At 62.8% G+C, this 26,844-nt stretch carries 25 protein-coding genes; 17 read left to right on the forward strand and 8 right to left on the reverse strand.

Translation table 11 applies throughout. The features are described 5' to 3' along the window. Nucleotides 1–57: 57 nt before the first annotated feature. Both JNO51_RS09990 and JNO51_RS09995 read right to left on the reverse strand, forming a co-directional pair. On the reverse strand, nt 58–2,871 hold the full coding sequence (locus JNO51_RS09990) for a valine--tRNA ligase (RefSeq protein ID WP_215776619.1): 2,814 nt from the start codon (nt 2,869–2,871) through the stop codon (nt 58–60). A gap of 171 nt (nt 2,872–3,042) precedes the next feature. Then, the gene (locus JNO51_RS09995) at nt 3,043–3,870 is read right to left on the reverse strand and encodes an SDR family NAD(P)-dependent oxidoreductase (protein WP_215776621.1); all 828 of its coding nucleotides are present in this window, start codon (nt 3,868–3,870) and stop codon (nt 3,043–3,045) included. Between the two features lie 83 nt (nt 3,871–3,953). On the opposite strand from JNO51_RS09995, the gene JNO51_RS10000 reads away from it, so the two are divergent. From JNO51_RS10000 to JNO51_RS10025, 6 genes are all read left to right on the forward strand, one after another. After that, nucleotides 3,954–4,922: a TerC family protein gene (locus JNO51_RS10000; protein ID WP_215776623.1), complete on the forward strand. Its 969-nt coding sequence runs from the start codon at nt 3,954–3,956 to the stop codon at nt 4,920–4,922. A gap of 103 nt (nt 4,923–5,025) precedes the next feature. Then, nucleotides 5,026–5,970, forward strand: a complete 945-nt coding sequence (locus JNO51_RS10005; protein WP_215776626.1) for a bile acid:sodium symporter family protein — start codon at nt 5,026–5,028, stop codon at nt 5,968–5,970. Between the two features lie 116 nt (nt 5,971–6,086). After that, nucleotides 6,087–6,320 (forward strand): exodeoxyribonuclease VII small subunit, encoded by a 234-nt coding sequence (locus JNO51_RS10010; protein WP_215776628.1) that lies wholly within the window; start codon nt 6,087–6,089, stop codon nt 6,318–6,320. Next, nucleotides 6,310–7,206 (forward strand): polyprenyl synthetase family protein, encoded by an 897-nt coding sequence (locus JNO51_RS10015; RefSeq protein WP_215776630.1) that lies wholly within the window; start codon nt 6,310–6,312, stop codon nt 7,204–7,206. Before JNO51_RS10010 ends, JNO51_RS10015 begins: the two co-directional genes overlap by 11 nt. A gap of 20 nt (nt 7,207–7,226) precedes the next feature. Next, on the forward strand, nt 7,227–9,080 hold the full coding sequence (dxs, locus tag JNO51_RS10020) for a 1-deoxy-D-xylulose-5-phosphate synthase (protein WP_215776633.1): 1,854 nt from the start codon (nt 7,227–7,229) through the stop codon (nt 9,078–9,080). A 52-nt stretch (nt 9,081–9,132) separates the two neighbouring features. Continuing rightward, complete coding sequence (locus tag JNO51_RS10025) at nt 9,133–10,428, forward strand: DUF4010 domain-containing protein (protein ID WP_215776636.1); 1,296 nt, start codon at nt 9,133–9,135, stop codon at nt 10,426–10,428. Nucleotides 10,429–10,460: 32 nt separating this feature from the next. Here JNO51_RS10025 and JNO51_RS10030 read toward each other — a convergent pair whose 3' ends face one another. Next, nucleotides 10,461–11,534 (reverse strand): AI-2E family transporter, encoded by a 1,074-nt coding sequence (locus JNO51_RS10030; protein WP_215776638.1) that lies wholly within the window; start codon nt 11,532–11,534, stop codon nt 10,461–10,463. Nucleotides 11,535–11,563: 29 nt separating this feature from the next. After that, complete coding sequence (gene dsbD / locus JNO51_RS10035) at nt 11,564–13,276, reverse strand: protein-disulfide reductase DsbD (protein ID WP_252346055.1); 1,713 nt, start codon at nt 13,274–13,276, stop codon at nt 11,564–11,566. A gap of 180 nt (nt 13,277–13,456) precedes the next feature. Here dsbD and JNO51_RS10040 point away from each other — a divergent pair, with 180 nt between their 5' ends. The 3 genes from JNO51_RS10040 (at nt 13,457) to JNO51_RS10050 (ending at nt 15,329) form a co-directional block, all read left to right on the forward strand. Beyond that, complete coding sequence (locus JNO51_RS10040) at nt 13,457–14,254, forward strand: alpha/beta hydrolase (RefSeq protein WP_215776642.1); 798 nt, start codon at nt 13,457–13,459, stop codon at nt 14,252–14,254. 8 nt (nt 14,255–14,262) lie between these two features. Next, nucleotides 14,263–14,769, forward strand: a complete 507-nt coding sequence (locus JNO51_RS10045) for a GNAT family N-acetyltransferase (RefSeq protein WP_215776643.1) — start codon at nt 14,263–14,265, stop codon at nt 14,767–14,769. Nucleotides 14,770–14,852: 83 nt separating this feature from the next. Then, the gene (locus JNO51_RS10050) at nt 14,853–15,329 is read left to right on the forward strand and encodes a peptidylprolyl isomerase (protein WP_215776644.1); all 477 of its coding nucleotides are present in this window, start codon (nt 14,853–14,855) and stop codon (nt 15,327–15,329) included. Nucleotides 15,330–15,630: 301 nt separating this feature from the next. On the opposite strand, the gene JNO51_RS10055 is transcribed toward JNO51_RS10050, so the two are convergent. Continuing rightward, nucleotides 15,631–16,800, reverse strand: coding sequence for an acetyl-CoA C-acyltransferase (locus JNO51_RS10055; protein WP_215776645.1), 1,170 nt, complete (start codon nt 16,798–16,800; stop codon nt 15,631–15,633). 128 nt (nt 16,801–16,928) lie between these two features. Here JNO51_RS10055 and JNO51_RS10060 point away from each other — a divergent pair, with 128 nt between their 5' ends. The 6 genes from JNO51_RS10060 (at nt 16,929) to JNO51_RS10085 (ending at nt 22,345) form a co-directional block, all read left to right on the forward strand. After that, complete coding sequence (locus JNO51_RS10060) at nt 16,929–17,777, forward strand: 3-hydroxybutyryl-CoA dehydrogenase (protein WP_215776646.1); 849 nt, start codon at nt 16,929–16,931, stop codon at nt 17,775–17,777. Nucleotides 17,778–17,789: 12 nt separating this feature from the next. Further along, a complete protein-coding gene (locus JNO51_RS10065) occupies nt 17,790–18,950 on the forward strand; it encodes an acyl-CoA dehydrogenase family protein (RefSeq protein ID WP_215776647.1) in 1,161 nt (386 codons plus the stop codon). Between the two features lie 9 nt (nt 18,951–18,959). Beyond that, nucleotides 18,960–19,736: an enoyl-CoA hydratase gene (locus tag JNO51_RS10070; protein ID WP_215776649.1), complete on the forward strand. Its 777-nt coding sequence runs from the start codon at nt 18,960–18,962 to the stop codon at nt 19,734–19,736. Further along, nucleotides 19,733–20,845, forward strand: a complete 1,113-nt coding sequence (locus JNO51_RS10075) for an enoyl-CoA hydratase/isomerase family protein (protein ID WP_215776651.1) — start codon at nt 19,733–19,735, stop codon at nt 20,843–20,845. Before JNO51_RS10070 ends, JNO51_RS10075 begins: the two co-directional genes overlap by 4 nt. 79 nt (nt 20,846–20,924) lie before the next feature. Then, the gene (locus JNO51_RS10080) at nt 20,925–21,428 is read left to right on the forward strand and encodes a M48 family metallopeptidase (RefSeq protein WP_215776653.1); all 504 of its coding nucleotides are present in this window, start codon (nt 20,925–20,927) and stop codon (nt 21,426–21,428) included. Nucleotides 21,429–21,430: 2 nt separating this feature from the next. Then, a complete protein-coding gene (locus tag JNO51_RS10085; protein WP_252346056.1) occupies nt 21,431–22,345 on the forward strand; it encodes a pseudouridine synthase in 915 nt (304 codons plus the stop codon). Nucleotides 22,346–22,433: 88 nt separating this feature from the next. Here the strand turns inward: JNO51_RS10085 and JNO51_RS10090 are convergent, their stop codons facing one another. Continuing rightward, nucleotides 22,434–23,351 carry a LysR family transcriptional regulator gene (locus JNO51_RS10090; protein ID WP_215776655.1) on the reverse strand — a complete coding sequence of 306 codons (918 nt, stop codon included), beginning with the start codon at nt 23,349–23,351 and terminating at the stop codon, nt 22,434–22,436. Between the two features lie 78 nt (nt 23,352–23,429). Between JNO51_RS10090 and JNO51_RS10095 the strand changes: the two genes are divergently transcribed. Continuing rightward, nucleotides 23,430–23,912, forward strand: coding sequence for a DinB family protein (locus JNO51_RS10095; RefSeq protein WP_215776658.1), 483 nt, complete (start codon nt 23,430–23,432; stop codon nt 23,910–23,912). Nucleotides 23,913–23,930: 18 nt separating this feature from the next. Then, entirely contained in the window at nt 23,931–24,404 is a 474-nt protein-coding gene (locus JNO51_RS10100) for an OsmC family protein (protein WP_215776660.1), read from the forward strand. A 35-nt stretch (nt 24,405–24,439) separates the two neighbouring features. Here the strand turns inward: JNO51_RS10100 and JNO51_RS10105 are convergent, their stop codons facing one another. Together JNO51_RS10105 and JNO51_RS10110 are read right to left on the reverse strand one after the other, a co-directional pair. After that, nucleotides 24,440–25,093, reverse strand: coding sequence for an FMN-binding negative transcriptional regulator (locus JNO51_RS10105; protein WP_215776662.1), 654 nt, complete (start codon nt 25,091–25,093; stop codon nt 24,440–24,442). A 147-nt stretch (nt 25,094–25,240) separates the two neighbouring features. Further along, nucleotides 25,241–26,821 carry a methyl-accepting chemotaxis protein gene (locus JNO51_RS10110; protein ID WP_215776663.1) on the reverse strand — a complete coding sequence of 527 codons (1,581 nt, stop codon included), beginning with the start codon at nt 26,819–26,821 and terminating at the stop codon, nt 25,241–25,243. Between the last annotated feature and the right edge of the window lie 23 nt (nt 26,822–26,844).

Here is a 26,844-nt window from a genome sequence, read left to right on the forward strand (position 1 = left end):
AAAAAGCCCCGGTGATGAATCACCGGGGCGACAGGGAACCGTTTCGGGGGGGCGTGATCAGCCAAGCTTGGCCAGCTGCTCGCGCACCTTGGTCAGACGGGCTTCCAGCTCGGCCTGCTGCGCACGGTCACGTTCAACCAGATGCGCCGGCGCACGATCGACATAACCCGGCTTTTCCAGCTTGGCCATCAGCTTGGCGTACTCCGCCTCGGTCTTGGTCAGATCCTTGTTGAGACGGGCCGCTTCAGCCTCGCGGTCGATCTCCACCTTCAGCATCATGCGGGCACCGTTGCTGATGGCCACCGGGGCATCGTCCTGCGGCAATTGCGCCACGACCGCGGCATCGGACAGTTTGGCCAGCGGCTTCAGATACGGCAGGAAGTCATTGAGGGCTGCGTCGCCCTCCACAAACAACGGTGCCTTCTGTGCCGGGGACAGCCCCATCTCGCCACGCAGATTGCGCACCGCATTGACCAGGTCCTTGAACTCAGCCATGCGCGCGCTGGCCGCAGCATCAATCTTCTCCGGCTGAGCGATCGGCCAGCCGGCCAGCATGATCGACTCGGTCTTCTTGGCATTGGCCAGCGGGGCCACGGTCTGCCACAGCTCTTCGGTGATGAAGGGCATGATCGGATGCGTCAGGCGCAGGGCCACTTCCAGCACCCGCACCAGCGTGCGGCGTGTGGCGCGCTGCTGCGCCTCATTGCCCTGCTGCAGCTGAACCTTGGCCAGCTCCAGATACCAGTCGCAATACTCGTTCCAGATGAACTCGTAAATCGCCTGGGCGGCCAGGTCGAAGCGATAGGTATTGAGGGCTTCGGTCACATCGATTTCCGCCTGTTGCAGACGACCGATGATCCACTGGTCGACAAAGCTGAACTCAAGCGGCAGCGACTCGTCCTGGCCGCAGTCCTTGCCTTCCAGATTCATCATGGCGAAGCGGGTCGCATTCCACAGCTTATTGCAGAAGTTGCGATAGCCTTCACAGCGCTTGAAGTCGAAGTTGACCGAACGCCCCAGCGAGGCATAGCTGGCCATGGTGAAGCGCAGGGCGTCGGTCCCGTAGGCCGGAATACCTTCCGGGAACAGCTTCTTGGTCGCCGTGGCAATCTGCGGTGCCTTCTCCGGACGACGCAGACCGGTGGTGCGCTTCTCTACCAGACGCTCGAGATCGATACCGTCGATCAGATCCACCGGGTCAATGACATTGCCCTCGGACTTCGACATCTTCTTGCCTTCGTGATCGCGCACGATACCGTGGATGTACACGTCGCGGAACGGTACCTTGCCGAGGAAGTGGGTGGTCATCATGATCATGCGCGCCACCCAGAAGAAAATGATCTCGTAACCGGTGACCAGTACATTGGACGGCAGGAAGGCCTTGAGCGCATCGGTCTCGGCCGGCCAGCCCAGCGTGGAGAACGGCACCAGCGCCGACGAGAACCAGGTGTCGAGCACGTCATCGTCGCGGGTCAGCGGCTTGCCGCCGGACAGCTTGAGTGCCGCAGCTTCATCGCGCGCCACATAGACCTTGCCGTCGGCATCGTACCAGGCCGGAATCTGATGTCCCCACCACAGCTGACGCGAAATGCACCAGTCCTGGATATTGTTCATCCACTGGTTGTAGGTGTTGACCCACTGCTCCGGCACAAAACGGACCTCCCCGCTTTCCACCGCATCGATGGCTTTCTGGGTAATCGACTTGCCGGTCGGATCATCCTTGCCCACGCGGGTCATGGCCACAAACCACTGATCGGTCAGCATCGGTTCGATCACCGAGCCGGTACGGTCGCCACGCGGCACCATCAGTTTGTGCGGCTTGACCTCGACCAGGAAGCCCTGAGCCTCCAGATCGGCTACCAGCGCCTTGCGTGCCGCACGGGTATCCAGACCGGCATACGCCGCCGGCAGGTCGATGGCGTCGAACTGTTCGCCTTCAAAGCCCCACACTTCAGCACGCGCACGCAGCGTGGCATCCAGATTGAGCACGCTGATCAGCTGCGTGTTGTGACGCTTGCCGACTTGATAGTCGTTGAAATCATGCGCCGGGGTAATCTTGACGCAGCCGGTACCGAAGGCCGCATCGACATACTCGTCGGCGATCAGCGGAATCTGGCGGCCGGTCAGCGGCAGCACCAGCATCTTGCCGATCAGGTGTGCATAGCGTTCATCCGTCGGGCTCACTGCCACCGCCACGTCACCGAGCATGGTTTCCGGACGGGTGGTGGCCACCACGATGGATTCGTCACTGCCCACCACCGGGTAACGGATATGCCACATATGGCCGTCTTCTTCGACCGATTCCACTTCCAGGTCGGAGACGGCGGTACCCAGCTTCGGATCCCAGTTGACCAGTCGCTTGCCACGGTAGATCAGACCCTGTTCGAACAGGCGCACGAACACCTCGGTCACCACCTCGGCACGGGTGTCGTCCATGGTGAAATACTCGCGCGACCAGTCGACCGAGCAGCCGACACGACGCATTTGCGAGGTGATGGTGCCGCCGGACACACCCTTCCAGTCCCAGACCTTGCTGATGAACGCGTCGCGGCCCAGATCATGACGCGAAACGCCCTGCTCGCCCAATTGGCGTTCCACCACGATCTGAGTGGCAATCCCGGCGTGGTCGGTTCCCGGAATCCAGGCCGCATTGTGGCCCTGCATGCGGTAATAGCGCGTCAGGCCATCCATGATGGTCTGGTTGAAGGCATGGCCCATGTGCAAGGTGCCGGTCACATTCGGCGGCGGCAGCTGGATGCAGAAAGACGGACGGGAGAGGTCCATGCTCGGCTGAAAATAGCCGGCCTGTTCCCAGTGTTGGTACCAGCGACGCTCGATGTCGCCCGGTTCAAAGCTCTTGGCAAGTTCCATGTTTACTTGTGCGCTTGGAAAATTCGGAAAAATGGGACGATTATAACCTGACCAGGCAAAATCCGGTGAGCCGATTCACCCCCCCGGACTGCCACAGTCGCCACCACGGGGTCAGGTCTTGTATTTTGCGTCTCGATGCAAAATACAAGACCTGACCCCGTGGTTGTTTTTTTACGTTGCCAGGGCGGCCAGACGATCCAGCCAGCGGGTTGGCAGCAGCCGCTTCAGGTACCAGAAAACCTTGGTGGGCAGGGTCACACGGTAGCGCGCTGCCGGATGACGGGCGTTGAGCGCGCGCCAGACGGCAGCAAACACCGCCTCGGGGCCTTCGGTGAAGGGGGTCGGCTTGCTGACGCGCTGCAGGCGATCGAGCTGACTGCGATACGAGTCGGCATGCACCCCGCGCGTCGGATCGACCTGCTGCAGAAAGTGCCCCAGTGCATTGTCGCGAAACGGAGTGGCAATCGGCCCCGGTTCAATCAGCACCACCGCCACCCCGGAACCGGCAAGCTCCAGCCGCATGGTGTCACACAGCCCTTCCAGCGCAAATTTGCTGGCATTGTAGGCGCCGCGATAGCGCATGGCGGCAAAACCGAGAATGGAACTGGTGAACAGAATGCGGCCATGTCCCTGCCGGCGCATGACCGGCAGCAGCAGATTGGTCAGTTCCCAGGCGCCGAACACATTGGTTTCAAACTGGGCTCGCATGGCCTGGCGACCGATGTCCTCCACCGCCCCCGGCTGACCGAAGCCTGCATTATTGAACAGGGCATCGAGCCTGCCGCCAGTCAGCGACAGGGTTTTTTCCACGCCGGCACGCAGTGAGTCCGAATCATCAACATCCATCTGCAGCGCCTCCAGCCCCTCCCCCTGCAACCGCGCCACATCCTCGGCCCGGCGACAAGTCGCCAGCACCCGCCAACCCCTGGCCTGCAAGGCTTTGGCGCAGTGATAACCAATACCGCTGGAGCAGCCGGTGATGAGAATGGTTTTATTCATGATGAAGAAAGAACCTTTGTTCAATGGTAAAGTCTGACTGCGTTTGCAGAATGTTGCCTGATTATCTCTGGAGAGTCTTGTTCATGACCAGTTCCGTTCCTTCGGTCGGATCCCCGTTGTTCTATTTGCTGTTTTTTGTGATGGTCCTTGGCATGATCGCCCTCGACATGCTGGCGCTGAAGCAAAAGGGCCCTCACCGGGTGACCACCAGGGAGGCGCTGGGATGGAGTCTGGTCTGGTTCAGCGTGGCACTGGCCTTCGGATTCGGCCTGTGGGCCTGGCTGGCACATGACCCGGCGGTCGGGCCGGTGATTGCCCGGCAAAAGGCGCTGGAGTTCTTTACCGGCTACGTCATCGAAAAAGCACTGGCCGTGGACAACATCTTTGTTTTCCTGGTGATTTTCGGCTTTTTCGGCGTCCCGGCCGAACACCAGCGCAAGGTGCTGTTGTACGGTGTCCTGGGGGCTCTGGTGCTGCGCGCACTGATGGTTGGCCTGGGCGCCGCACTGGTGGCGGAGTTCTCCTGGGTGCTGTACCTGTTCGGGGCCTTTTTGCTGCTGACCGGGATCAAGATGCTCAAGGGCAATGACAGCGACCCGGACCTGAGCCAGAGCCGGTTGCTGGCCTGGTTGCGGCGCCACATGCGCCTGAGCGACCGGCTGGAGGGCGAGGCCTTCTTTACCCGGCGCAACGGCATGCTGTACGCCACCCCGCTGCTGCTGTGCCTGGTGATGATCGAGCTGTCGGACGTGGTGTTTGCCGTCGACAGCATTCCGGCCATCTTTGCCGTGACACTCGATCCGTTCATCGTGCTGACCTCCAACATCCTGGCGATTCTCGGTCTGCGCGCGCTGTTCTTCCTGCTGACCGGCATGCTCGACCGCTTTCATCTGCTGCAGATCGGTCTGGCACTGGTTCTGTGCTTCATCGGCCTGAAGATGCTGCTGGTCAACTGGCTGCACATCGCCGCCGGCTGGTCGCTGCTGGTGGTCTTCCTGCTGCTGGGCGGCTCGGTGGTACTGTCGCTGCTGAGACCGCAACCCGCCCAATAAATCATTGTCTCACTAGCTTCACAGATCGCCGACGTAGGGTGCCGCGTGTCCCGCCCCGGGATTCGTGGCATCATGTCCGACCCGATTTCATCCGGACTGTCTCATGACCCGTACCCTGACCCGACTGTTTCCGCTCTGGGCCATCCTGCTTTCGCTGGTGGCATTCATGCTGCCCGCCCGCTTCACCCCCCTGCTGCCGCATACCGGGCTGATGCTCGGCCTGATCATGTTCGGCATGGGCCTGACCCTGACGGCAGCAGATTTCCGACGTGTCCTGCAGCGTCCGGCACCGGTGCTGGCAGGCATTGGTCTGCATTATCTGATCATGCCGCTGGCCGCCTGGCTGCTGGCACGTGCCTTTCACCTGTCCCCGGAGCTGACCGCCGGCATGGTGCTGGTCGGCAGCGTGGCCAGCGGTACAGCCTCCAATGTCATCATCTATCTGGCCGGTGGTGACGTGGCCCTCTCGGTCACTGTCTCGGCGCTCTCCACCCTGGTCGGCGTCTTTGCCACCCCGCTGCTGGCTCGGCTCTACATTGATGCCTCGATCAGCGTCGACATCCTCGGCATGCTGCTGGGCATCCTGCAAGTCGTGATCCTGCCCATTGGCCTCGGCGTGCTGGCTCACCGCTTTGCCGCCCCGCTGGTACGACGCATCGAGCCGGCGCTGCCGCTGGTCTCCATGGCGGCCATCGTGCTGCTGATCGCCGCCATTGTCGCCGGCAGCCAGAAAAACATCGCCAGTGTCGGACCGGTGCTGATCCTGGCCGTGATGCTGCACAACCTGACCGGACTGTTCTGTGGCTACTGGGGGGCGCGCCTGCTGGGCTTCAGCGAATCGGTATGCCGCACGCTGGCCATCGAGGTCGGCATGCAGAATTCCGGTCTGGCCGCCCAGCTGGGCAAGACTTATTTCTCGGTACTGGCCGCTCTGCCGGGGGCGTTGTTCTCGGTCTGGCACAATCTGTCGGGCTCGCTGCTGGCGGGTTACTGGCGCAGCCGGCCCTGTGGACAAGCGAACTCGGTACGCCCCGACGTCGGGCGCTGACCGCCACCCCAACAAAAATCATTGTTATCTGGCACAGCTCAGTAGATGGGCATAAAATATGCCGTTTCCGTTCGCGCTACGCGCGCGAGCCAACCACATCGCGCAAGGGACTTCTGATGGCCAAATCCGCCAAGACGCCGGAGAGCTTCGAATCTGCATTGGCCGAGCTGGAAAGCATCATTCAGGCCATGGAAGGCGGCGAAATGCCGCTGGATGCGGCGCTGACGGCTTACAAGGACGGTATCGAACTGCTCAAGTTCTGCCAGGGCAAGCTGTCCGATGCCGAAGGCCAGCTGAAAGTGCTGGAAGAAGGTCAACTTAAGCCGCTGGAGCTGAAAAATGGTGCCTGAGCCATTTCTCGGCTGGATGACCGACATTCAGCAGCAAATCGAGCGCACGCTGGCGCACACGCTGCCATCCGAAAACTGTGCACCGGTCGAACTGCACCAGGCCATGCGCTACGCCACGCTGGAAGGCGGCAAGCGCGTGCGGCCGCTGCTGGTCTGCGCCGCCGGCGCACTGACTGGCGCCGGGCAGGACAACCTGCTGCGCATCGGCGCCGCCATCGAGATGATCCACGCCTATTCGCTGGTGCATGACGACATGCCCTGCATGGACAACGACGTGCTACGCCGAGGCAAGCCAACCTGTCACGTGGCCTATGGTGAAGCCAATGCCCTGCTGGTGGGCGATGCCCTGCAGACGCTGGCCTTCGAGCTGCTGGCCACGCCGTTGCCGGGCGTCGAGGCCGCCACCCAGCTGTCGATGGTCGCCACGCTGGCGCAGGCCTCCGGTCAGGCCGGCATGGCCGGTGGTCAGGCCATCGATCTGGCCAGTGTCGGGCAGCAACTGTCGCTGCCGGAGCTGGAATACATGCACATGCTGAAAACCGGCGCCCTGATCCGAGCCTCGGTACTGCTGGGCGCCCGTGCCGGCCGTGCGCTGAGCAATGAACAGCAACACAAGCTGGACCACTTCGCCAAATGCATCGGTCTGGCCTTTCAGGTGGTCGACGATGTCCTTGACTGCGAGGCCGACACCCAGACTCTGGGCAAGACCGCCGGCAAGGACGCCGCCAATGACAAACCCACCTATGTCAGTCTGATGGGCTTCTCCGAAGCCAAACGCTTTGCACGCGAGCTGCGTGACGATGCCTTTGCCGCCCTGGCGGACTTCGGCCCCGATGCCCAACGCCTGAAAGAGCTGGCCGATTATATCGTCGCCCGCTCGTTCTAACGCACACGAACAGAACGACCATGTACCCGTTGCTAGACACCATTGACACCCCCGCCGACCTCAAGCGGCTGACCCGCCAGCAGTTGCCGCAGCTGGCCAGCGAGTTGCGCGCTTTCCTGCTGGAATCGGTCAGCAAGACCGGCGGCCATCTGGCTTCCAATCTGGGCAGCATCGAGCTGACCATTGCCCTGCACTACGTCTTTGACACGCCGCATGACCGACTGGTGTGGGATGTGGGGCATCAGACCTACCCGCACAAGATCCTGACCAACCGCAAGGCGCGCATGCACACCATGCGTCAACAAGGCGGCCTGGCCGGTTTCCCCAAGCGTGAAGAATCCGAGTACGACACTTTCGGTGTCGGCCACTCCTCGACTTCGATCGGTGCGGCGCTGGGCATGGCGGTCGCGGCACGCCAACAAGGCATCGAGCGCAAGAGCATCGCCGTGATCGGCGATGGCGCCATGACCGCAGGCATGGCCTTCGAGGCGCTCAACAATGCCGGCGACATGGAGGTCGATCTGCTGGTGGTGCTCAACGACAACGACATGTCGATTTCGCCCAACGTCGGCGCGCTCAACCACTACTTCTCGCGTCTGCTGTCCGGTCGCTTCTACTCGGCCATGCGCAGCGGTTCGAGCAAGGTGCTCGGCATGGTGCCGCCGATGAAGGAAATCGCCAGCAAGGTGGAAGAGCACGTCAAGGGCATGTTCACGCCGGGCACGCTGTTCGAGGAGTTCGGTTTCAACTACCTCGGCCCGATCGACGGCCACGACCTGAATGCCCTGGTCGACATGCTGAGCAATATCAAAAACCTCAAGGGTCCGCAGTTCCTGCACATCGTCACCAAGAAGGGGCAGGGCTACAAGCTGGCGGAAAATGACCCGGTGGCCTATCACGGCGTCACCCGCTTTGATCCGGCCAACGGCCTCGCCGGCGGCAAGAAGGATGGCAAGCCGGCCTACACCCAGATCTTTGGTGACTGGCTGTGCGATATGGCGGCACTCGACAAGCGGCTGGTCGGCATTACCCCGGCCATGCGCGAGGGCTCCGGCCTGGTGCGCTTTGCCCGCGAATACCCTGAGCGCTACTTTGATGTCGGCATTGCCGAGCAACATGCGGTCACCTTTGCGGCCGGCCTGGCCTGTGACGGCATCAAGCCGGTGGTGGCCATCTATTCGACCTTCCTGCAACGCGCCTACGACCAGTTGATTCACGACGTGGCGCTGCAGAACCTGCCGGTGGTCTTTGCCATCGATCGCGCCGGACTGGTGGGCGCCGACGGACCGACCCATGCCGGATCCTTCGATATCTCCTTCCTGCGCTGCATCCCGAACATGACGGTCATGACGCCTTCGGACGAAAACGAATGCCGCCAGATGCTGTATACCGCCTTCATGCTGGATAGCCCGACCGCGGTACGTTACCCGCGCGGCACCGGCCCGGGCCGTCCCATCGAGACGGTCATGCAGGCTCTGCCGCTCGGGCGCGGCATCGTACGCCGCCAGGGTCAGGGCAAGGTCGCCATCCTGGCCTTCGGCAGCATGGTCACCCCGGCCCTGGCTGCCGCCGAAGCGCTGGATGCCACCGTGGCCGACATGCGCTTCGTCAAGCCGATTGACCGCGAGCTGATCGCCGAACTGGCCGCCCGCCATGCACTGATCGTCACGGTGGAAGAAAACGCCATCATGGGCGGCGCCGGCTCTGCCTGCGTCGAAGTGATGGAGGCGCTCGGCCTGCAGACCCCGGTCTTGCAACTGGGCTTGCCGGACGACTATATCGAGCATGGCGACCCCGGCCTGCTGCTGGCCGGCTGCGGCCTCGACGCCAATGGCATCGGCGCCGCCATCCGGCTCAGGCTGGAGACACTTTGATGCAAACCAAAGCCGGCGCATGCCGGCTTTTTGCTTGCCGGAAGGGGCTCACATGAACGGCTTTCACCCTGCAGACTGGCTGCAGCTGACCGGCACCCCGCTGGAAGCGCTGCCCGCCTTGCTGACCAGCCTGGGCATCGGCCTGCTGGTCGGCATCGAACGCGAGCGCAAACGCCATGTCCTGGCCGGGATTCGCACGTTTCCGCTGGGCGCCATGTTCGGCACCCTGTGCGCCATGATCGGCCAGCACAGCGGCGAACCACTGTTCCCGCTGGCGGGCCTGCTGGTACTGACGGCCTTCGGTTTTCTGCCCGGCGTGCATGGCGTCGACGAAAACAGCGACCCGCACACCACGACCATTGCAGCCTTTGTGGTGGTCTACTGCCTGGGCGTACTGGTTTATTACGGCTACGCGCCGCTGGCCGTGGCCGGGGCCATCCTGGTCACGGCCCTGCTCTACCTCAAGCCGGAGCTGGTCGGGCTGACCCGCAAGCTAGACCGGCGCGACATCTACTCCCTGCTGCAGTTCGGTGCACTGAGCTTCATTATCCTGCCGCTGCTGCCCAACCGGGCCATTGGGCCCTTCGAGGCCTTCAACCCGCATCAGGTCTGGCTGATGGTGGTATTGATCGTCGGTCTGGGTCAGGTCGGCTATCTGTCGGTACGCCTGTTTGGCAACCGGGTGGGCGCACCACTGCTGGGACTGCTCGGCGGCCTGGTGTCCTCCACCGTCACCAGTCTGATCTATGCCCGCCAGGTCAAGCGCGAGCCCGCCAGCCTGGTGCGCGCCAGTACCATCATCCAGCTGGCCAATCTGGTACTGAACTTGCGCATGATGCTGTTTGCCGCCGCACTGGCACCGGCCGCCCTGCCCTTTGTCGCCACGGTCATGGCCCCCGGCATGTTGCTCGGGCTGGCCATCGCGTTATTGCGCCACCACCGGCAACAACGACAGGAAGACCAGCAACAGCTGGCGCTGAGCAACCCGGCCGACCTCAAGATGGCACTGGGCTTTGCCGCCGCTTTCGCACTGATCCTGCTGGTCTCGGCCTGGCTGAATGCCGAATTCGGACGCTCGGGGGTCTATACCGTCGCGGTGATCTCCGGCGCCAACGAAGTCGACGCCATCGTACTGACCGTGCTGAACCTGTTTGCCCAGCAACGCTTTGAAGCCGTGTCCTGCGCGACGGCCATTGCCCTGGCGGTCGGTGCCAACGCACTGTTCAAGATGGGGTTGATCTTCAGCATGGGCGGACGTGAGCTGGCCCTGCGCTGCCTGCCCACTTTCCTCGCCATCCTCGGCGGGTTGATGCTGGGCACCCTGGCGCTGCAACTGGGCTGGCTGTAAAGCCAGACAGCGCCCGGGCGCCTTCTGGTGGCTCAGGCGCCCGGCGGCAGCGACCCGTCGCCGCGCAACCAGTGGACAAACAGGGTGTAGCAGACGGCGAGCAAGGTCGGGCCGATGAACAGGCCGATCATGCCCCAGGCCAGCAGGCCGCCGATGACGCCGATGAAAATCAGCGACAGCGGCAATTTGGCCCCCTGACTGATCAGCACCGGCTTGATGAAGTTATCGATGGTATTGACCAGCAGGAACCCCCACAGCGTCAGGAAAATCGCCAGGCCATTGTGCCCGGTGTAGAACACCCACAGCGCCGCCGGCAGCCATACCAGCAGCGTCGGCAACTGCGCCACCGCCAGCATGAAACACAGGAAACCCAGCACCACCGGCGCCGGCACGCCGGCAATCACCAGACCGATCACACACAGCAGGGTCTGCACCAGTGCGGTACCGATCACCCCGGTGGTCACGCCGCGAATCGTACGCGAGACCACCTCGGGCAATTCGATGGCCGGCGCACCACCCAGTTTGATGATGGTGGCCTCGGCAACACGCCAGGCATGCTCGCCATTGATCAGCAGCAAACCGGCCACCACCAGCGCCAGCACGATCTCCAGCAGGCTCAGCACCAGCTGCGCGCCATAGGACAGGGACCACAGTGCGCCGCGATTGATGGCCGGCATCAGCTTGCCCAGCATCGCCGGCAGATCGTTCTGTGCCCCGCGCCAGATCTGGCCGAGCGGGTCACCGACAAACGGCAGGTTGAGCAGCCAGGCCGGCGCATCGGGCAGGTGGTAGTTGCCCAGCCCGCGCGCAATCTGGCTCAGGAACGGCCACAGATCCCCCAGAGACAGAATCATCAGGGCAATCGGTGCGGCAATCGCCAGGGCGATCGCCCCGATCATCACCAGCGCCGCCAGCCGGCGACGATTATGCAGTTTGTAGACCAGCCAGTTGTAGGCCGGCCAGACTGACACGGCAATGATCACCGCCCAGATCAGCGCACCGAGAAACGGCTGGATGATGCGATAACAGGCCACCACCAGCAACAGCACCACGGCGATGCGCATGACACCCATCACGCTGACATTCGACAGACTCTTGGCAAACATTCCTTCTCCCGGCGCCACTGGCGCCCGACTCACTGTGCGGACTGCAACGCCGCCAGCCTTTTGGCCAGCGCCGCTGCATCGATATAACCAATGATACGATCACGTTCCTGTCCGCGGGCATCCAGCAGAATAATGCCCGGCGGGCCGTACAGGCCGAAACGGCGCAGCAGCGCGGCATGCGCTTCACTGTTCTGCGTCACGTCGGCACGCAGCAGGGTCATGCCCGAGAGCGGCCCGACCAGCGATGCTGCGCGCCAGGTGGTGTCGTCCATCTCCTTGCAGCTGACACACCAGTCGGCATAGAAATCGAGCACCACCGGCCGCCCGGCCGCTGCCTGCAAGGCAGCATCAAAGCCGGTGACATCGGCCACCGGCGCAAAATGCGGCAGGCTGCCCGGCGCGGCCGCCGCCGCACGCCCCCCCAGCCAGGCCAGCGGCGCCCGCGGATTTGACTCGCCCGCCAGCGCACCAACCAGTTCGGCTGCCCCGATCAGAAACAGGACCAGTCCCAGCGCCTTGCCCAGGCGGGTCAGGGAGTGAGCATTGACCGGCAGCGCATCAAATGCCCGCAGAAACACCGCCGAGCCGATGCACAACCCCCCCCAGGCCGTCAGCACCAGCCAGCCGGGCAGAAAGGGCGTCGCCAGTTGCAGGGCCACCGCCAGCATCACCACGCCGAAGACCGCCCGTACCCCGTTCATCCAGCGGCCGGCACGCGGCAGCAGGTGTGCGCCGAAGGTCCCGACCAGCATCAGGGGCACCCCCATGCCCAGCGCCATCAGATACAAAGCCAGCCCGCCCAGCCAGGCATCACCGGTGCTGCCGATATAGCCCAGCGCCAGCGCCAGCGGCGGGGCCACGCAGGGCCCGACAATCAGCGCCGACAAAGCCCCCATCAGCAACACCGTCAGCAGTCGCCCGCCCGGCAGGCGATTGGCGCACGCGGCCAGCTGCGACTGCAAGGCATTGGGCAACTGGATGTTGAACAGCCCGAACATCGACAGGGCCAGCAACACCATCAGGGCGCAGGCCGACAGGATCACCGCCGGCTGCTGCAGCCAGACGGTCAACAGCGAGCCGGTCAGCCCGGCCACCACGCCGACGGCGGTATAGGTCAGCGCCAGTCCCTGCACATAAGCCAGCGACAGGGCAAATCCGCGCCGGCGCGTCAGCGTGCCCCCCTGCCCGGCAATCAGTGAGGCCAGGATGGGCAGCAGCGGGTACATGCAGGCGGTGAAGGCCATGCCGACCCCGGCGGCAAAGAAAGCCAGCAGCGTCAGCGGCAGCCCCCGGGGGGCCGGCTGACTGCCGGCCGGGGACGGGGTCTGCCAGCCGGTCAGCCAGGCACCGGCCGAAGCATCGGTCCCGCCGACCTGCAGCTTGCGGGTATATGGCGGATAGCAGACCCCCACCTTGGCGCAGCCTTGCAGGCGTACCGACAGGGTGAACTGCGCCGGCGCACCGGGTCGCAATGGCACCACGATGCGATTCTGGCGCTCGAAGATCACCTGACGGCCGAAATAGGGATCGTTTTTCACCTCACCGGCAGGGAAACGCACCGCCTGCAGCAGGTCCGGCGGGGTGGTGGTCAATTGCATACGATCACGGTAGACGTAATAACCCTCTGCCACGTCCAGCGTCAGCATCAGTTCATCGCCGGTTCTCTGCACCGAAGTGACAAAGGCCTTTTCCGGGCGCAGCAAATCGCCCTGCTCCAGCGCCTGGGCGGGACGAATCAACATGGCAAGCGATGCCAGCAAGATAAAAAAGAGGAAAAAACGCTGTTTCATGCAGGGCCTTATTATCGGGTCGACCAGAATGGACTGATACACAACCGGCCAGTTCCCCGAGCCTTCCGATGCTTACCAATCAGTAAAAAATTCCGCTACTATGACAAACGTTTGTTCCAATTTGCATAGACCATGACAGAACACCTGTATTTTGCCCATGCAAACAGCTTCCCCGCCAGTGTTTATCAAAAAATGCTGACGGCGCTGGGCCAGCACTACACCGTGTCCTACACCGACTGCATCGGTCACAACCCGGCCTATGCCATCCGTGACTGCTGGCCACAGCTGGTAGATGAAACCATCGCTGCCATCGAACAAGGCGGCCAGGGCCCCGTATGGGCAGTCGGGCACTCCCTCGGCGGCATCCTGGTGCTGTACGCCGCCATCGAGCGCCCCGACCTGTTCAAAGGACTGGTCATTCTGGACTCCCCCCTGTTCGCGCCACGCCGCGCCTGGAGCATCTGGCTGGCCAAGAAGCTGGGCTTCATCGACCGCGTCACCCCGGGCGGCAACACCCTGAAGCGACGCGACAGCTGGGCTTCGGTCGAGATGGTGCACGATTATTTCGGCCGCAAGCCGATGTTCAGCCGTTTTGATCCGGACTGTCTGTGGGACTATGCCCGTCATGGCACGATCGACGACGGGCATGGTGGCCGCCAGCTCAAGTTCCGGCCGGCCATCGAGCATCAGATCTACTGCACCCTGCCACACAATATGCACCGCTACCGTGATCGCAACCGGGTACCGGGGCTCTACCTGGCCGCCGGCGACAAACCGGTGCTCAACGCGCACGACCTGCACTATGTGCGCCAGCGTCTGGGGCTGCAAACCGATCATCAGCCCGGCAGCCACCTGTTCCCGCTGGAACAGCCACTGGCCACTGCCGAGCGCATCATCCAGGCCTTTGCCGCCATGCGGCAGGCCGACTGAGGCCCCCCATGGACATCACACTCCGCCTGTTGCAAGCCAACGATGCCGAAGCCTTTCGTGCGCTGCGGCTGCACAGCCTGCACACCGACCCACTGTCCTTCGTCCCCTACCCGGATGAAGAAGCATCCCTCTCCGTAGCGCAATTTGCCCAGCGGCTGACCGAGCCGCCCTGCGTCGGCATGATCGGCGCCTTCTGCGACGGACAGCTGGTCGGCATGGTCGGTCTGCTGCAGCACGCACGGCGCAAACAACAGCACAAACTGACCATCGTCAGCATGTATGTCGCCGAAAGCGCGCGCGGCAGCGGTACGGGAAGAAAGCTGATGCAGGCCGCCATTGCCCATGCCAGGCAACAGCCCGGCGTCAGCCGTCTTTTGCTGAGCGTCCACGGCACCAATGTTCCGGCCATCCGTCTGTACCGTTCGCTGGGATTTGTGCCCTATGGCGTCGAACCCGAGGCCATGGTTGTCCATGGCCAGCCTCAGGATGAGATCCTGATGGGGCTGGCACTGTAGCCATGGCGCCCGCCGGGGAGGTTGTTGACACCCCCTGGCGGAACTGCCAACCTTCCCGCTTTGTTCATCAGCCCTCAGCAATCATGAAAATTACCTCGAACAGCGCCGTCACCTTGCGGATGAAAGTCACCGACAGCCAGGGACATGTTTACGACGATGGCAAGTCGCCGGTGTCCTACCTGCATGGGGGTTACGACAACCTCTTCCCCAAACTGGAGGCCGCGCTGGAAGGTCAGGAAGCGGGCTTTCAGACCACACTGGAACTCGTCAGCGAAGACACCTTTGGCGAACGTGACGAGGCGCTGGTCACCAGCATGCCCAAAGCCGACTTCCCGCCCGGCATCAAGGTTGGCGGCCAGATCCGCCGCCTCGGCCCGGATGGCGAGCCCCGCTACTACTTCGTCACCAAGATCAAGGGCCCGGTGGTCCTGCTGGATGGCAACCACCCGCTGTGCGGCAAGACCCTGCGCTTCCAGATCAAAGTACTGGACGTGCGCGAGGCCAGCCAGGAAGAAATTGCCCATCAGCATGTCCATGGCGAGCACGGCCATCAGCACTAAGCATTGTCTGCACGCGATTGGCAGTTGCGGACAACAGAAGGCCCTCCCCGACGGGGAGGGCCTTCTGCCCAGGCTGTTAACAATGGTGGTTTGCGACCATATTGGAGGACCCGGCAAAGCCGGGCCTTGTCACCAACTGACTGATTTTCCAGCCTGCCCATCGACGCCTTAACCCCCCGCCCTTGCCCTGCAAGGGAGCGTCCGCTACGCGGACAAGGGTTTGTCAGCAAGCTGAACAGAAGGCCCTCCCTGACGGGGAGGGCCTTCTGCCAAACCAAACAGGTGCCGTGGACATACCTGCTTACATCAGCTCAATCGCCATGGCGGTCGCTTCGCCACCGCCGATACACAGACTGGCCACCCCGCGACGACCACCGGTCTGACGCAGGGCCGAAATCAGCGTCACCAGAATGCGTGCACCGGACGCACCGATCGGATGCCCGAGTGCGCAGGCCCCGCCGCGAACATTCAGACGGGCATGTGGCAGATCCAGTTCGCGCATCGCCGCCATCGCCACCACGGCAAACGCCTCGTTGACCTCGAACAGATCCACCTCGCTCACCGACCAGCCGGTCTGCGCCAGCAGCTTCTTCATCGCCCCCACCGGGGCGGTGGTGAACCAGGCCGGGGCCTGCGCGTGGGTGGCATGGCCAACAATGCGTGCCAGCGGCGTCAGGCCACGACGCGCCGCCTCGGCGGCTGTCATCAGCACCAGCGCCGCCGCGCCGTCGGAAATCGAACTGGCATTGGCCGCCGTCACCGTGCCATCTTTCCTGAACGCCGGCTTGAGCTGCGGAATCTTGTCCGGACGGGCCTTGAGCGGCTGCTCGTCCTGGCTGACCGCACGCTCGCCTTCCAGCGCCACGATCTCGTCCGAGAAGGCCCCGCTCTCGATCGCCTGCTGCGCGCGCGCCAGCGACTCCAGCGCATAGGCATCCTGCGCGGCCCGGGTGAAACCGTAATGCTCGGCGCACTGCTCGGCAAACACCCCCATCAGCTGGCCCTTGTCATAGGCATCCTCCAGCCCGTCGAGGAACATATGATCCTTCAGCTCGCCATGGCCCAGCCGCAAACCGGTACGTGCCTTGGGGATGATATACGGGGCGCGGCTCATGCTTTCCATTCCGCCCGCCACCATCACCGCCGCCGACCCGGCCTTCAGTTGGTCATGCGCCAGCATCACCGCCTTCATACCCGAACCACACATCTTGTTGATCGTCAGGCAGGCCGTCGATTCGGGCAGTCCGCCCTTGAGTGCGGCCTGACGTGCCGGTGCCTGGCCCTGCCCCGCCCCCAGCACATTGCCCATGATGACTTCTTCGACCTGATCGGCCGCCACACCGGCACGCACCACCGCAGCGCGAATCGCCGCCGCTCCCAGTTCACCGGCGCTCAGGTGCGCCAGATCGCCCTGCAGCCCCCCCATCGGGGTACGCGCCATACCAACAATCACGATGTCTTGCTGTTGCATCATTGCTCTCCACAGGAAGGAAAATCAGGGTCAGTCCATGATAGATCACAATTGACGTTAACGTAAACGTTACGCTATGGTAAAAGCACCATTTGTCATAAGAACAAGCCACAAAAAGGGATCTGCCAATGAAGATCGAACGCGCCGCCGTCATCGGTGCCGGCACCATGGGCCATGGCATTGCCCAGGTTCTGGCCGCCAGCGGCTGTCATGTCATCCTGGTCGATGTCTCGGCCAGTGCCGTCGATGCAGCACTGGGAAAAATAGCCGCCAGCCTGGACCGCTTCTGCCAGAAAGGTCAGATCAGCGCCGAAGACAAGGCCGCCACCCTGGCGCGTCTGCACCCGGCCAACAGCCTGAGCGAACTGCACGAGCGCCAGATCATCATTGAAGCCGCCAGCGAAAACCAGGCCATCAAGCAACAGATCTTTGAAGAGCTGGACCGGCTCAGTCCGCCGGAAACGCTACTGGCATCGAACACCTCGTCTATCCCGCTGACCCGCATCGCCGCCTGGACCCGCCGCCCGGCGCAGGTGATCGGCATGCACTTCATGAACCCGGTGCCGCTGATGCCGCTGGTCGAAGTGATCCGTGGCCTGCGTACCAGTGACACCACCTGGCAGACCGTCATGGACCTGGCTCGCCAGTGCCAGAAAACCCCGGTCACCGTGCAGGATGCTCCGGGCTTCATTTCCAACCGCATCCTGATGCCAATGATCAACGAAGCAGCCTTTGCCCTGTACGAAGGCATCGCCAGCGCCGAGGACATCGACACGGTGATGAGACTGGGCATGAATCACCCCCTCGGCCCGCTGGCGCTGGCGGATCTGATTGGTCTGGACACCTGTCTGTCGATCATGGATGTGCTTTATCAGGAATTCCGTGACAGCAAATACCGCGCCTGCCCCCTGCTGGCACAAAAAGTCGCCGCCGGCCAGCTGGGCAAAAAGAGCGGTCAGGGCTTTTACACCTATTGAGCGGAGACAGACATGGACTTTGCCCTCACCGATGACCAGCGCGCCTTTCAGGACGCCGCCCGCCGCTTTGCCCAGGACGCGCTGGCGCCGCATGCCGCCGAATGGGACGAACAGGAGCACTTCCCGCTGGACGCCATCCGCCAGGCGGCCGACCTCGGTTTCTGCGGTCTGTACATCCCGGAAACGTTCGGTGGCCTCGGTCTGGGACGGCAGGATGCCGCCCTGATCTTTGAAGAACTGGCCGCCGGCTGCACCGCTACCGCCGCCTACCTGACCATCCACAATATGGTCGGCTGGATGATCGCCCGCTTCGCCCGACCGGAGGTTGCCGGACACTGGGTGCCGCAAATGGTGGCCGGCGACAAACTGGGCAGCTACTGTCTGACTGAGCCGAATGCCGGCTCGGATGCCGCCTCACTGCAAACGCGCGCCGAGCGCACGGCCGGCGGCTACCGCCTGAGCGGCTCGAAAATGTTCATTTCCGGCGCCGGCAGCACCGATGTGCTGGTGGTCATGGCCCGTACTGGCGGCCCTGGCGCAGGCGGGATCTCCGCCTTTGTTGTCCCCGCTGATGCACCCGGCATTGGATATGGCAAAAAAGAACGTAAAATGGGTTGGTGCAACCAGCCGACCCGCGCCGTGACCTTCGACCAGGTGGAGATTCCGGCCGACAACCTGCTGGGCGAAGAAGGTCAGGGTTTCAAACTGGCCATGCGCGGTCTGGATGGCGGGCGCATCAACATTGCCGCCTGCGCCCTTGGCTGCGCCCAGGCAGCCCTGAATGCCGCCGGGACCTATGTGCAGCAGCGACGGCAGTTCGGGCAGCATCTGGCCGAGATGCAGAGCGTGCAATTCCGCCTGGCCGACATGCTGACCGAGCTGGTGGCCGCCCGACAGATGGTGCGTCTGGCCGCCTGGCAGCTTGACAGTGGCAGCCCGGAGGCCGGCACCTATTGCGCCATGGCCAAACGGTTTGCCACCGACGCCGGCTTCAAGGTGGCCAATGAAGCGCTGCAATTGTTCGGCGGATACGGCTATCTGAAAGACTTCCCGCTCGAACGCCATGTGCGCGACGCCCGGGTCCACCAGATTCTGGAAGGCACCAACGAAATCATGCGACTGATCATCGCCCGTAAACTGCTGAGCGCCGGCGCGCTCGACACCCTGCGCTAGGAGAGATGCGTGACTGACACCATTCAACTGGAACGCCTGGGCCATACTGCCCTGCTGACACTGGCCAACCCGCCGGCCAACACCTTCACCCGCGACAATCTGGCTGCGCTGAAACAATGCGTGCTGCAGCTCAATGCCGAGCGCGACATTTACGCCCTGGTGATCACTGGCCAGGGCGAAAAATTCTTCTCGGCCGGAGCCGACCTCAAGCAATTTGCCGACAGCGACAAGGCCGTGGCACAGACGCTGACCATCCTGTTCGCCGAAGCCTTCGAGACACTGAGCGCCTTCCGCGGCCTGAGCATTGCCGCCATCAACGGCTATGCCATGGGCGGCGGGCTGGAGTGTGCGCTGGCCTGCGACCTGCGCATTGCCGAAGAACAGGTGCAACTGGCACTGCCGGAAGCCTCGGTCGGCCTGCTGCCCTGTGCCGGCGGCACGCAGAACCTGCCCTGGCTGGTTGGCGAAGGCTGGGCCAAACGCATGATTTTGTGCGGTGAGCGCGTTGATGCGCCGACCGCCCTGCGCATCGGCCTGATCGAACAGATGGTGCCGCGTGGCGAAGCGCTGAACAGCGCCCTGAAGCTGGCCGAACAGGCTGCGCGCCAGTCCCCCGGCTCGCTGGCTGCCTGCAAGACCCTGATCCAGGCTGGCCGCCATCAGCCGATGGCCAGCAACCTGATCCGCGAACGCGAAGCCTTTGTGCGCCTGTTCGACAGCCAGGACCAGCACGAAGGGGTCAACGCCTTTCTGGAAAAGCGCAGCCCGCAATGGAAAAACGCATGAACCCGGTTGAATTCAGCACCCTGCCTTGCGGCGCGGGCCAACAGCTCGGCATCGCCACCCTCAACAGCGAAAAGAGCCTCAATGCCCTGACGCTGCCCATGATCCGCGCACTTGATCGCCAACTGATCGCCTGGCAGCACGATGCCGCCGTGGTCGGCGTCGTGCTGCGCGGCGCCGGCGACAAAGCCTTCTGCGCCGGCGGCGATGTGCGCGCCCTGCGCCAGGCGTTGATCGACCGCCCGGGCAACGCCCCGCACCCGGACGCAGAAAGCTTCTTCAGCGAGGAGTACACCCTCGACTACCGCATCCATTGCTACCCGAAACCCCTGATCGTCTGGGGCAGCGGTATCGTCATGGGCGGCGGCCTGGGCCTGCTGGCCGGTGCCAGCCACCGCGTGTTGACCGCCACCAGCCGCATCGCCATGCCGGAAATCACCATCGGCCTGTACCCGGATGTCGGTGGCAGCTGGTTTCTGTCACGCATGCCGGCCAGGGTCGGCCTGTTCCTGGCACTGACCGGCGCCCCGGTCAATGCGGCCGATGCGTTGTGGCTCAACCTGGGTGACCACATCCTGGCAGCCGGCGCCTTCGACAGCATGCTCGACCGCCTGGTCAGCGCACCCTGGCCGGCCGATCCGCGCGACCACAAGGCCTATGTCAGCCAACTGCTGGGCGCCATGGAGGACCATCCGGCACTCGACAGCCCGGTGCAACGCCACTTCGACACCATCCGCCGCCTGATGAACCAGGGCACCCTGCAGGATGTGCGGCAAAGCCTGGAATGCGCCAGCTTCGACGATCCCTGGCTGGCCAAAGCGCGCGAAGGCTTCCTGCATGGCTGCCCGACCAGTGCGGCATTGTCGTGGGAGATTGAACGGCGTACCGCCCACCAGTCGCTGGCCGATGTGTTACGCATGGAACTGACGCTGTCGGTCAATGTCTGCGCGCGCAGCGAATTCGTCGAAGGCGTTCGCGCCCTGCTGGTGGACAAGGACCGGCAGCCCAGATGGTCACACAGCTGGAGCCAGCTCAGCCACGACTGGATTGACAGCCACTTCGACAGCCCCTGGCCGGACAACGCCCACCCGCTGCGCCAGTTGGGGCACTGAGCCGCAGACAACAAGCCCCGGCTCGCCGGGGCTTGTTGCAACGCAAGGCAAATCTGGCAAAAACCGCTACCATGGCGCCATGACCTCGCTTCACTACCTCCATGGCTATCCCGCCACCTTGCAGGAACAGGTACTGACCCTGCTGCAAACCAACAAACTCGGTGACTGGCTCGCACGGCGCTACCCGGTCCGCCACACCATCCAGACCGACAAGGCGCTGTACCAGTACGTCAGCGATCTGAAACAGCGCTACCTGAAGAACGCGCCCGCCCTGGCCAAGGTGCAGTTCGACGGCCAGCAGCATCCGGTCAAGGGCACGCTGGGGACGAATACCTTCGTGGCGCGGGTACAGGGCAACAAGCTCAAGAGCAAGAACGAAATCCGCATTGCCTCGCTGATGCGCGAGGCACCGGAAGACTTTCTGCGCATGCTGGTGGTGCACGAGCTGGCACACCTGAAGGAAAAAGACCACAACAAGGCGTTCTATCAACTGTGCTGCCATATGGAGCCGGACTACCACCAGCTCGAGTTCGATATGCGAGTCTGGCTGACCTGGCGCGATGCCCAGCCGGAGTCAGCCTGACCATGTCCAAGCCGTCCGCCCCCCTCCCTGCACGCCAGGGCCTGACACCCAGCAGACTGCACTTGCCCCCTGGCAGCTGGCCGACCCTGCTGGCCTTTCTCTGCGAGCGCTTTGCCCATGTGGATCAGGCTAGCTGGCAACAACGCCTGACAGAGGGACGGATCTTCGATGCCCAGGGACGGCCCTTCCAGCCCGACAGCCCCTATCCGGCACGCCAGCTGATCTGGTACTACCGCGAAGTGGCTGCCGAAACCCCGATCCCGTTCAATGCCCCCGTTCTCTACCGTGACGAGCATCTGATCGTCGCCGACAAACCGCATTTTCTCGCCAGCATTCCCGGAGGCCGCCATGTGCACGAGACCCTGCTCGGCCGCCTGCGACGTGAACTGGCCCTGCCGGCGCTGACGCCGATCCACCGGCTGGACCGGGAAACGGCCGGCGTCATGCTGTTCTGCTGTCGGCCACAAGAGCGCGGCGCCTACCAGACCCTGTTCCAGCAACACCAGGTGCAAAAAGAATACGAGGCCATCGGTGCCTGGCGGCCGGAGCTGACCTTGCCCATGGTCTACCGCAGTCGCCTGCAGGAGGCCGAGGGCCACTTTCGCATGATCGAAGTAGCGGGCGAAGCCAACAGCGAAACCCATATTGCGTTGATCGAGCGGCGCGGGATGCTGGCGCGCTACCACCTGCAACCGCGTAGCGGCAAGAAACACCAGCTGCGCGCCCACCTGGCCGCACTGGGCATCGGCATCTGCGGTGATCCTTGGTACCCGGACTTATTACCCGACAAGGCCGCCGATGACTTCAGCGCACCGCTGTGCCTGCTGGCACGCGCCATTCACTTCACCGACCCGATCGACGGTCAGGCACGCAGCTTCTATAGCCAACGCACGCTCGACTGGCCGGGCGAGGATTAAACACCCATCCAGAAAGACGGGGTCAGGTCTTGTTTTTTGCATCGAGATGCAAAAAACAAGACCTGACCCCGTCTTTCTCCGTCTTTCGCTACCCTTGACCGCCAAAATTTTGCTGCAGGAAATCCAGCATGGCCGTCAGTTTGGCCTGATGTTGCCGGCCGGGCGGAAACAGTGCCGTCAGTGGCATGGGGTCATCGACACGCCAGGGCTTCAGCACTTCGACCAGCCGCCCTGACTGCAGGGCTGGCTCGAGCATGAAGGCCGACTGGCGAATGATGCCGCCGCCAGCCAGGGCCAGACTCAGCAGGGACTCGGCACTATCCACGCGCAGGCGGGCGCCGACGTCGATCATCCTTTGCTGTCCGTCGACCCGGAACGGCCATTGATCGGCCTGTGCCACATCGGCCACCACCAGACACTGATGCTGTGCCAGCTCTGCCGGATGTCGCGGCTCACCAGCCTGCTGCAGATAGGCCGGCGCGGCACACACTTTGCGCGGCAACGCGGTAATGGGCCGGGCCACCAGATCATCCACCGGGCCCAGCGGCCCCAGCCGCAAGCCCAGATCAAATCCGTCGGCCGCAATATCCACCAGATGATCCGTGACCGAGACCTCCAGACTGACCTGAGGATACATCGCCAGAAAGCGCGGAAGCGCCGGCAGCAGTTGATGGTTACCAAAGGCGGTCCCCACGGTCAGCCGCAAGGTGCCTTGCGGTATGCGGCGGCCCAGGCGCAGATCAGCTTCGGCCGCCGCCAGATCATCCACAATGCGCCGCGCATGCGCGATAAAGCGTTCGCCCTCGGCGGTGGGCACCACACGCCGGGTACTGCGGGCAAACAACCGGCTGCCGAGGCGTTTTTCCAGCCGGTCTATCGCTTTGGACAAGGCTGAAGCGGTCAGCCCCAGGCGCTCGGCGGCGCGCGTAAAGCTGCCGGTTTCGGCGAGCTGCACGACCGCCAGCAGCTCGATTGTCTGTGTGCCGATCATATTAATGAAATCCATTCATCAATGAGTTTCCAGATGAACTGATTATAAATTCACGAATAAGGAATACGCTGAAGCTTTGACGGAGGACATCGGATGCAGCAGACATTGCAGACCCTGTTTCAATACAAGGCATGGGCCCATGAACAGCTTCACGCCCTGCTGGCGGTGCACCTGAGCAGCCTGTCGGCGCAGGACCAGACCACAGTCCTGCGTCTCCTGAATCATGTCTGGGTGGTCGAGCAGATCTTTCAGGCCAATCTGCAGGGACTGCCGCACGGCTGGGCTGCCCTCAATACCACGGACACACCGACACTGGCGACGCTGCTTACCCGCCAGCAAGACAGTGACCGCTGGTTCCAGCACTACCTGCACACGCTGGATAACACCGACCTGGCACAACAGCTGGATTTCTGTTTTGTCGATGGCCAGGCCGGCAGCATGCAACGCGATCAAATGCTGATGCACCTGCTGACGCATGGCAATTATCACCGTGGCATGGTGGGCAATGTGCTGGCACGCGCCGGCATCCAGCCACCCAAGGACAGCCTGACGGTCTTTCTGCATCGCCACACTTGAGAAAATGAGAGGCAAACCATGGCGTCATTTGTCGTCGAAGTCTTGTGGCAGCGCGGCGAGCAGCCGTTTCTCGACCGCCGCTACAGCCGGCAGCATTGGCTGCGTTTTGATGGGGGTACCATCGTGCCCGGCTCGTCCTCACCAGCGGTGGTACCGCCGCCCATGTCCGATGCCGCCGCGGTCGATCCGGAGGAGGCCTTTGTCGCGGCCCTGTCCAGCTGCCATATGCTGTGGTTTCTGGATATCGCCGCGGGCCGGCAATACTGCGTGGATCATTATCAGGACAAGGCGCAGGGCTTCATGGGCAAGAACGCCGAAGGCAGGCTGGCCATGACGCGGGTAACTTTGCGCCCGGCGGTGCAGTTTGCCGGCCCCCAATGCCCGGACAGAGAGGAGATTGTCGCCATGCATCAGTTGGCCCACGAGGCATGCTTCATCGCCAACTCAGTTAAAAGCGAAGTCCGTTGCGAACCGGTGCTGCCGGGCATGTAAGACCCAATGGGTGCAATGCCGTCGGCGATTGCACCCTACAGGTTATCCGGGGTGGCGTGGGGGTGCTGCGCATGGGTGATGACCCGTGACATCTCGTCTTTGCCCAGTCGTTGCATCTGTCCGGCGACTGATTCGCGGTCATGTGCCTCTTTGTTCTGACTGGCCTTGGAGATGCCGACGATCTCGGTGATGTCGATTTCGATCACCACGATTTGCTTCAGCAGTGCATCGATATAATCAGGCGCCGAGTCCGTCATTTTCCACGGTCTGGCTTCCTGTACCCGTACCTCGTGGGTGCGCGTCAGGCGGGCCACAACGCCCCTTGCCGCCTTCTCGTCATCGATCGCGCGAAAGCGACCACGCACATGCACGGCCTGGTAATTCCAGGTCGGTACCTGACGATGGAGCGCGTGTTTGCTGGGGTACCAGTTGGGCGAGACATAGGCATCCTCGCCGCGGAACAACACCAGCACCTCGGCACCGGTGGTCAGCTCGGTCCAGAGCGGGTTGGCACGGGCGATATGGGCCCGCAGCACGCCCCCCTGCGGCGAAGGCTCGAATTCGAACGGCACATGAATGGCATCGAGCCGCCCGTCGACACAATACGACAGGCTGCCCAGCGGGAACTGACGAATCAGTCGCGCCAGCTCTGCCGGGCGCTGTTCAGTGAATTTTTCCGGGATATACATCCAGACTCCATCAACCATGCTTGCGTGATTCGGATAACCTGTCCGCCCGAGCCGCATGCGGCGTGCGAACGACATCATGGTACCGCCGACAAGCGCGTGTCCCCAGAGCCACTTCCCTGTTTCTCCGCCGGACCACTTCCCCGGCTATCAATAGCGATATAGCGCCAGCGTGGTCCGCTGCTCATCGGCCAGTTGACGCACCTGCAGAGCGGCGCTGGCAAGTTGTTGCGCCACTTGGTGTCCTTGTCCGGACAGCGTTGCCGTATGCGCAATTTCACGGGTCACTTCGTCATACAGTCCCTGCTGATCACTCAGCGCATTGGTCATGCTGCCGACCATGCCGGCGGCTTCGGCAATGGCATGGCGAATCTTTTCAATCGCAATGCCGGCCTCATCGGCTTGTCCCTTGCTCACCGCCATCATGTCTTCCACGCTCGCCATCTGGCTGGTGGCCTGGGTCGCGCTCTGAATCATCGTCTCGATGGTCCGGGTGATTTCGTGCGTTGACTGGGTGGTGCGCTCGGCCAGTTTGCGAACCTCATCGGCGACCACGGCAAAACCACGCCCGGCCTCACCGGCCCGGGCTGCCTCAATGGCGGCATTCAAGGCCAGCAGATTGGTCTGGTCGGCAATCGCGCCGATCAGGCCAATGACAGTCTGAATTTCGCTGCTGTGTGACTCAACCTCGCGAATGCGGTGCGAGGCTTCGGTGATGGTCGAAAGAATGCCGTGGATATGCTTGAGTGTCTGGCTGATGACTTCGTGACCTTCGTCTGCATGACTCTCGGCCGAGGTGGACAAGGTCAGCGTCTCTTCGGCCTGATGGACGACGCGGAAGATATTGTTGGAAAGCGCCTGCTGACGGTCTGCCATCAGTGTCGATGCCGAGCCCTGCTCATGCGCGGTTTGGCTGACCGCTGCCGCGGTACTGGTCAGTTGCTCTGCGGCTGCCGCGAGAGAAACCGCACGTTGCTGCAACTGGTTGAAATCCTGCTGCAACGCAGTCATCAATCCATTGAACGCGGCAGCCGTCTGCCCGATTTCATCATGCCCCAGGGCAGGGAGCCGCAGTGACAGATTCTTTTCTTGTGCCGTCTGGATGATGCGCTGCTGGACCTGGGCGAGAGAGACGTGAATCTGCTGGCCCAGCCGCAGCAGGGCCGCACTCAGCAATACCGCCAGAGCCATTGCCAGACTGGTCGTCCACCACAGTGTGCGCACTTGCTCCTGATCCGCACGATGCTTGCTCGCCAGCGCATCTTCCTGCAGCGTTTTCACCAGGGATTCGATACTGGCCTGCAGGGGTAAAAAACGGCTGTGATACAGCGCCACGACTTTCTCGTTGGCCACCTTGCTGTCCCTGGACGCCTCGGCAATGATCGACGCCGACTCGCTGCTGTATTGCTGCCACTGCGACAACACCAGCCGGATCTTGTCCTGGTAGGGAACGGCAGTATCGCTGTGATTCAACTGATCGGCCATGCGACCGATGTTGCCATTGGCATCAGCAAAAACCTTGACCGTATCCTGAGAAGCGGGATCGAGGATGATGGTGGACAGGGCGCTGGCCTTGACCTCGATGATGGCCTGGGCATCCAGTGCCTGGTGATAGACCTTGGCATCGCTTGCCGACACCGATTGCATGCCAAAGAAAATGACGCCGGCCAATAAAGCCAGCAGGGTAAACACCGAAAGCACCAGAAGCTGAAGCTTGCTGCGAATCGTCACAATGGCCCCTTTGAACGATGTCA

The sequence above is a fragment of the Paludibacterium sp. B53371 genome, assembly GCF_018802765.1.
GTDB lineage: Bacteria > Pseudomonadota > Gammaproteobacteria > Burkholderiales > Chromobacteriaceae > Paludibacterium.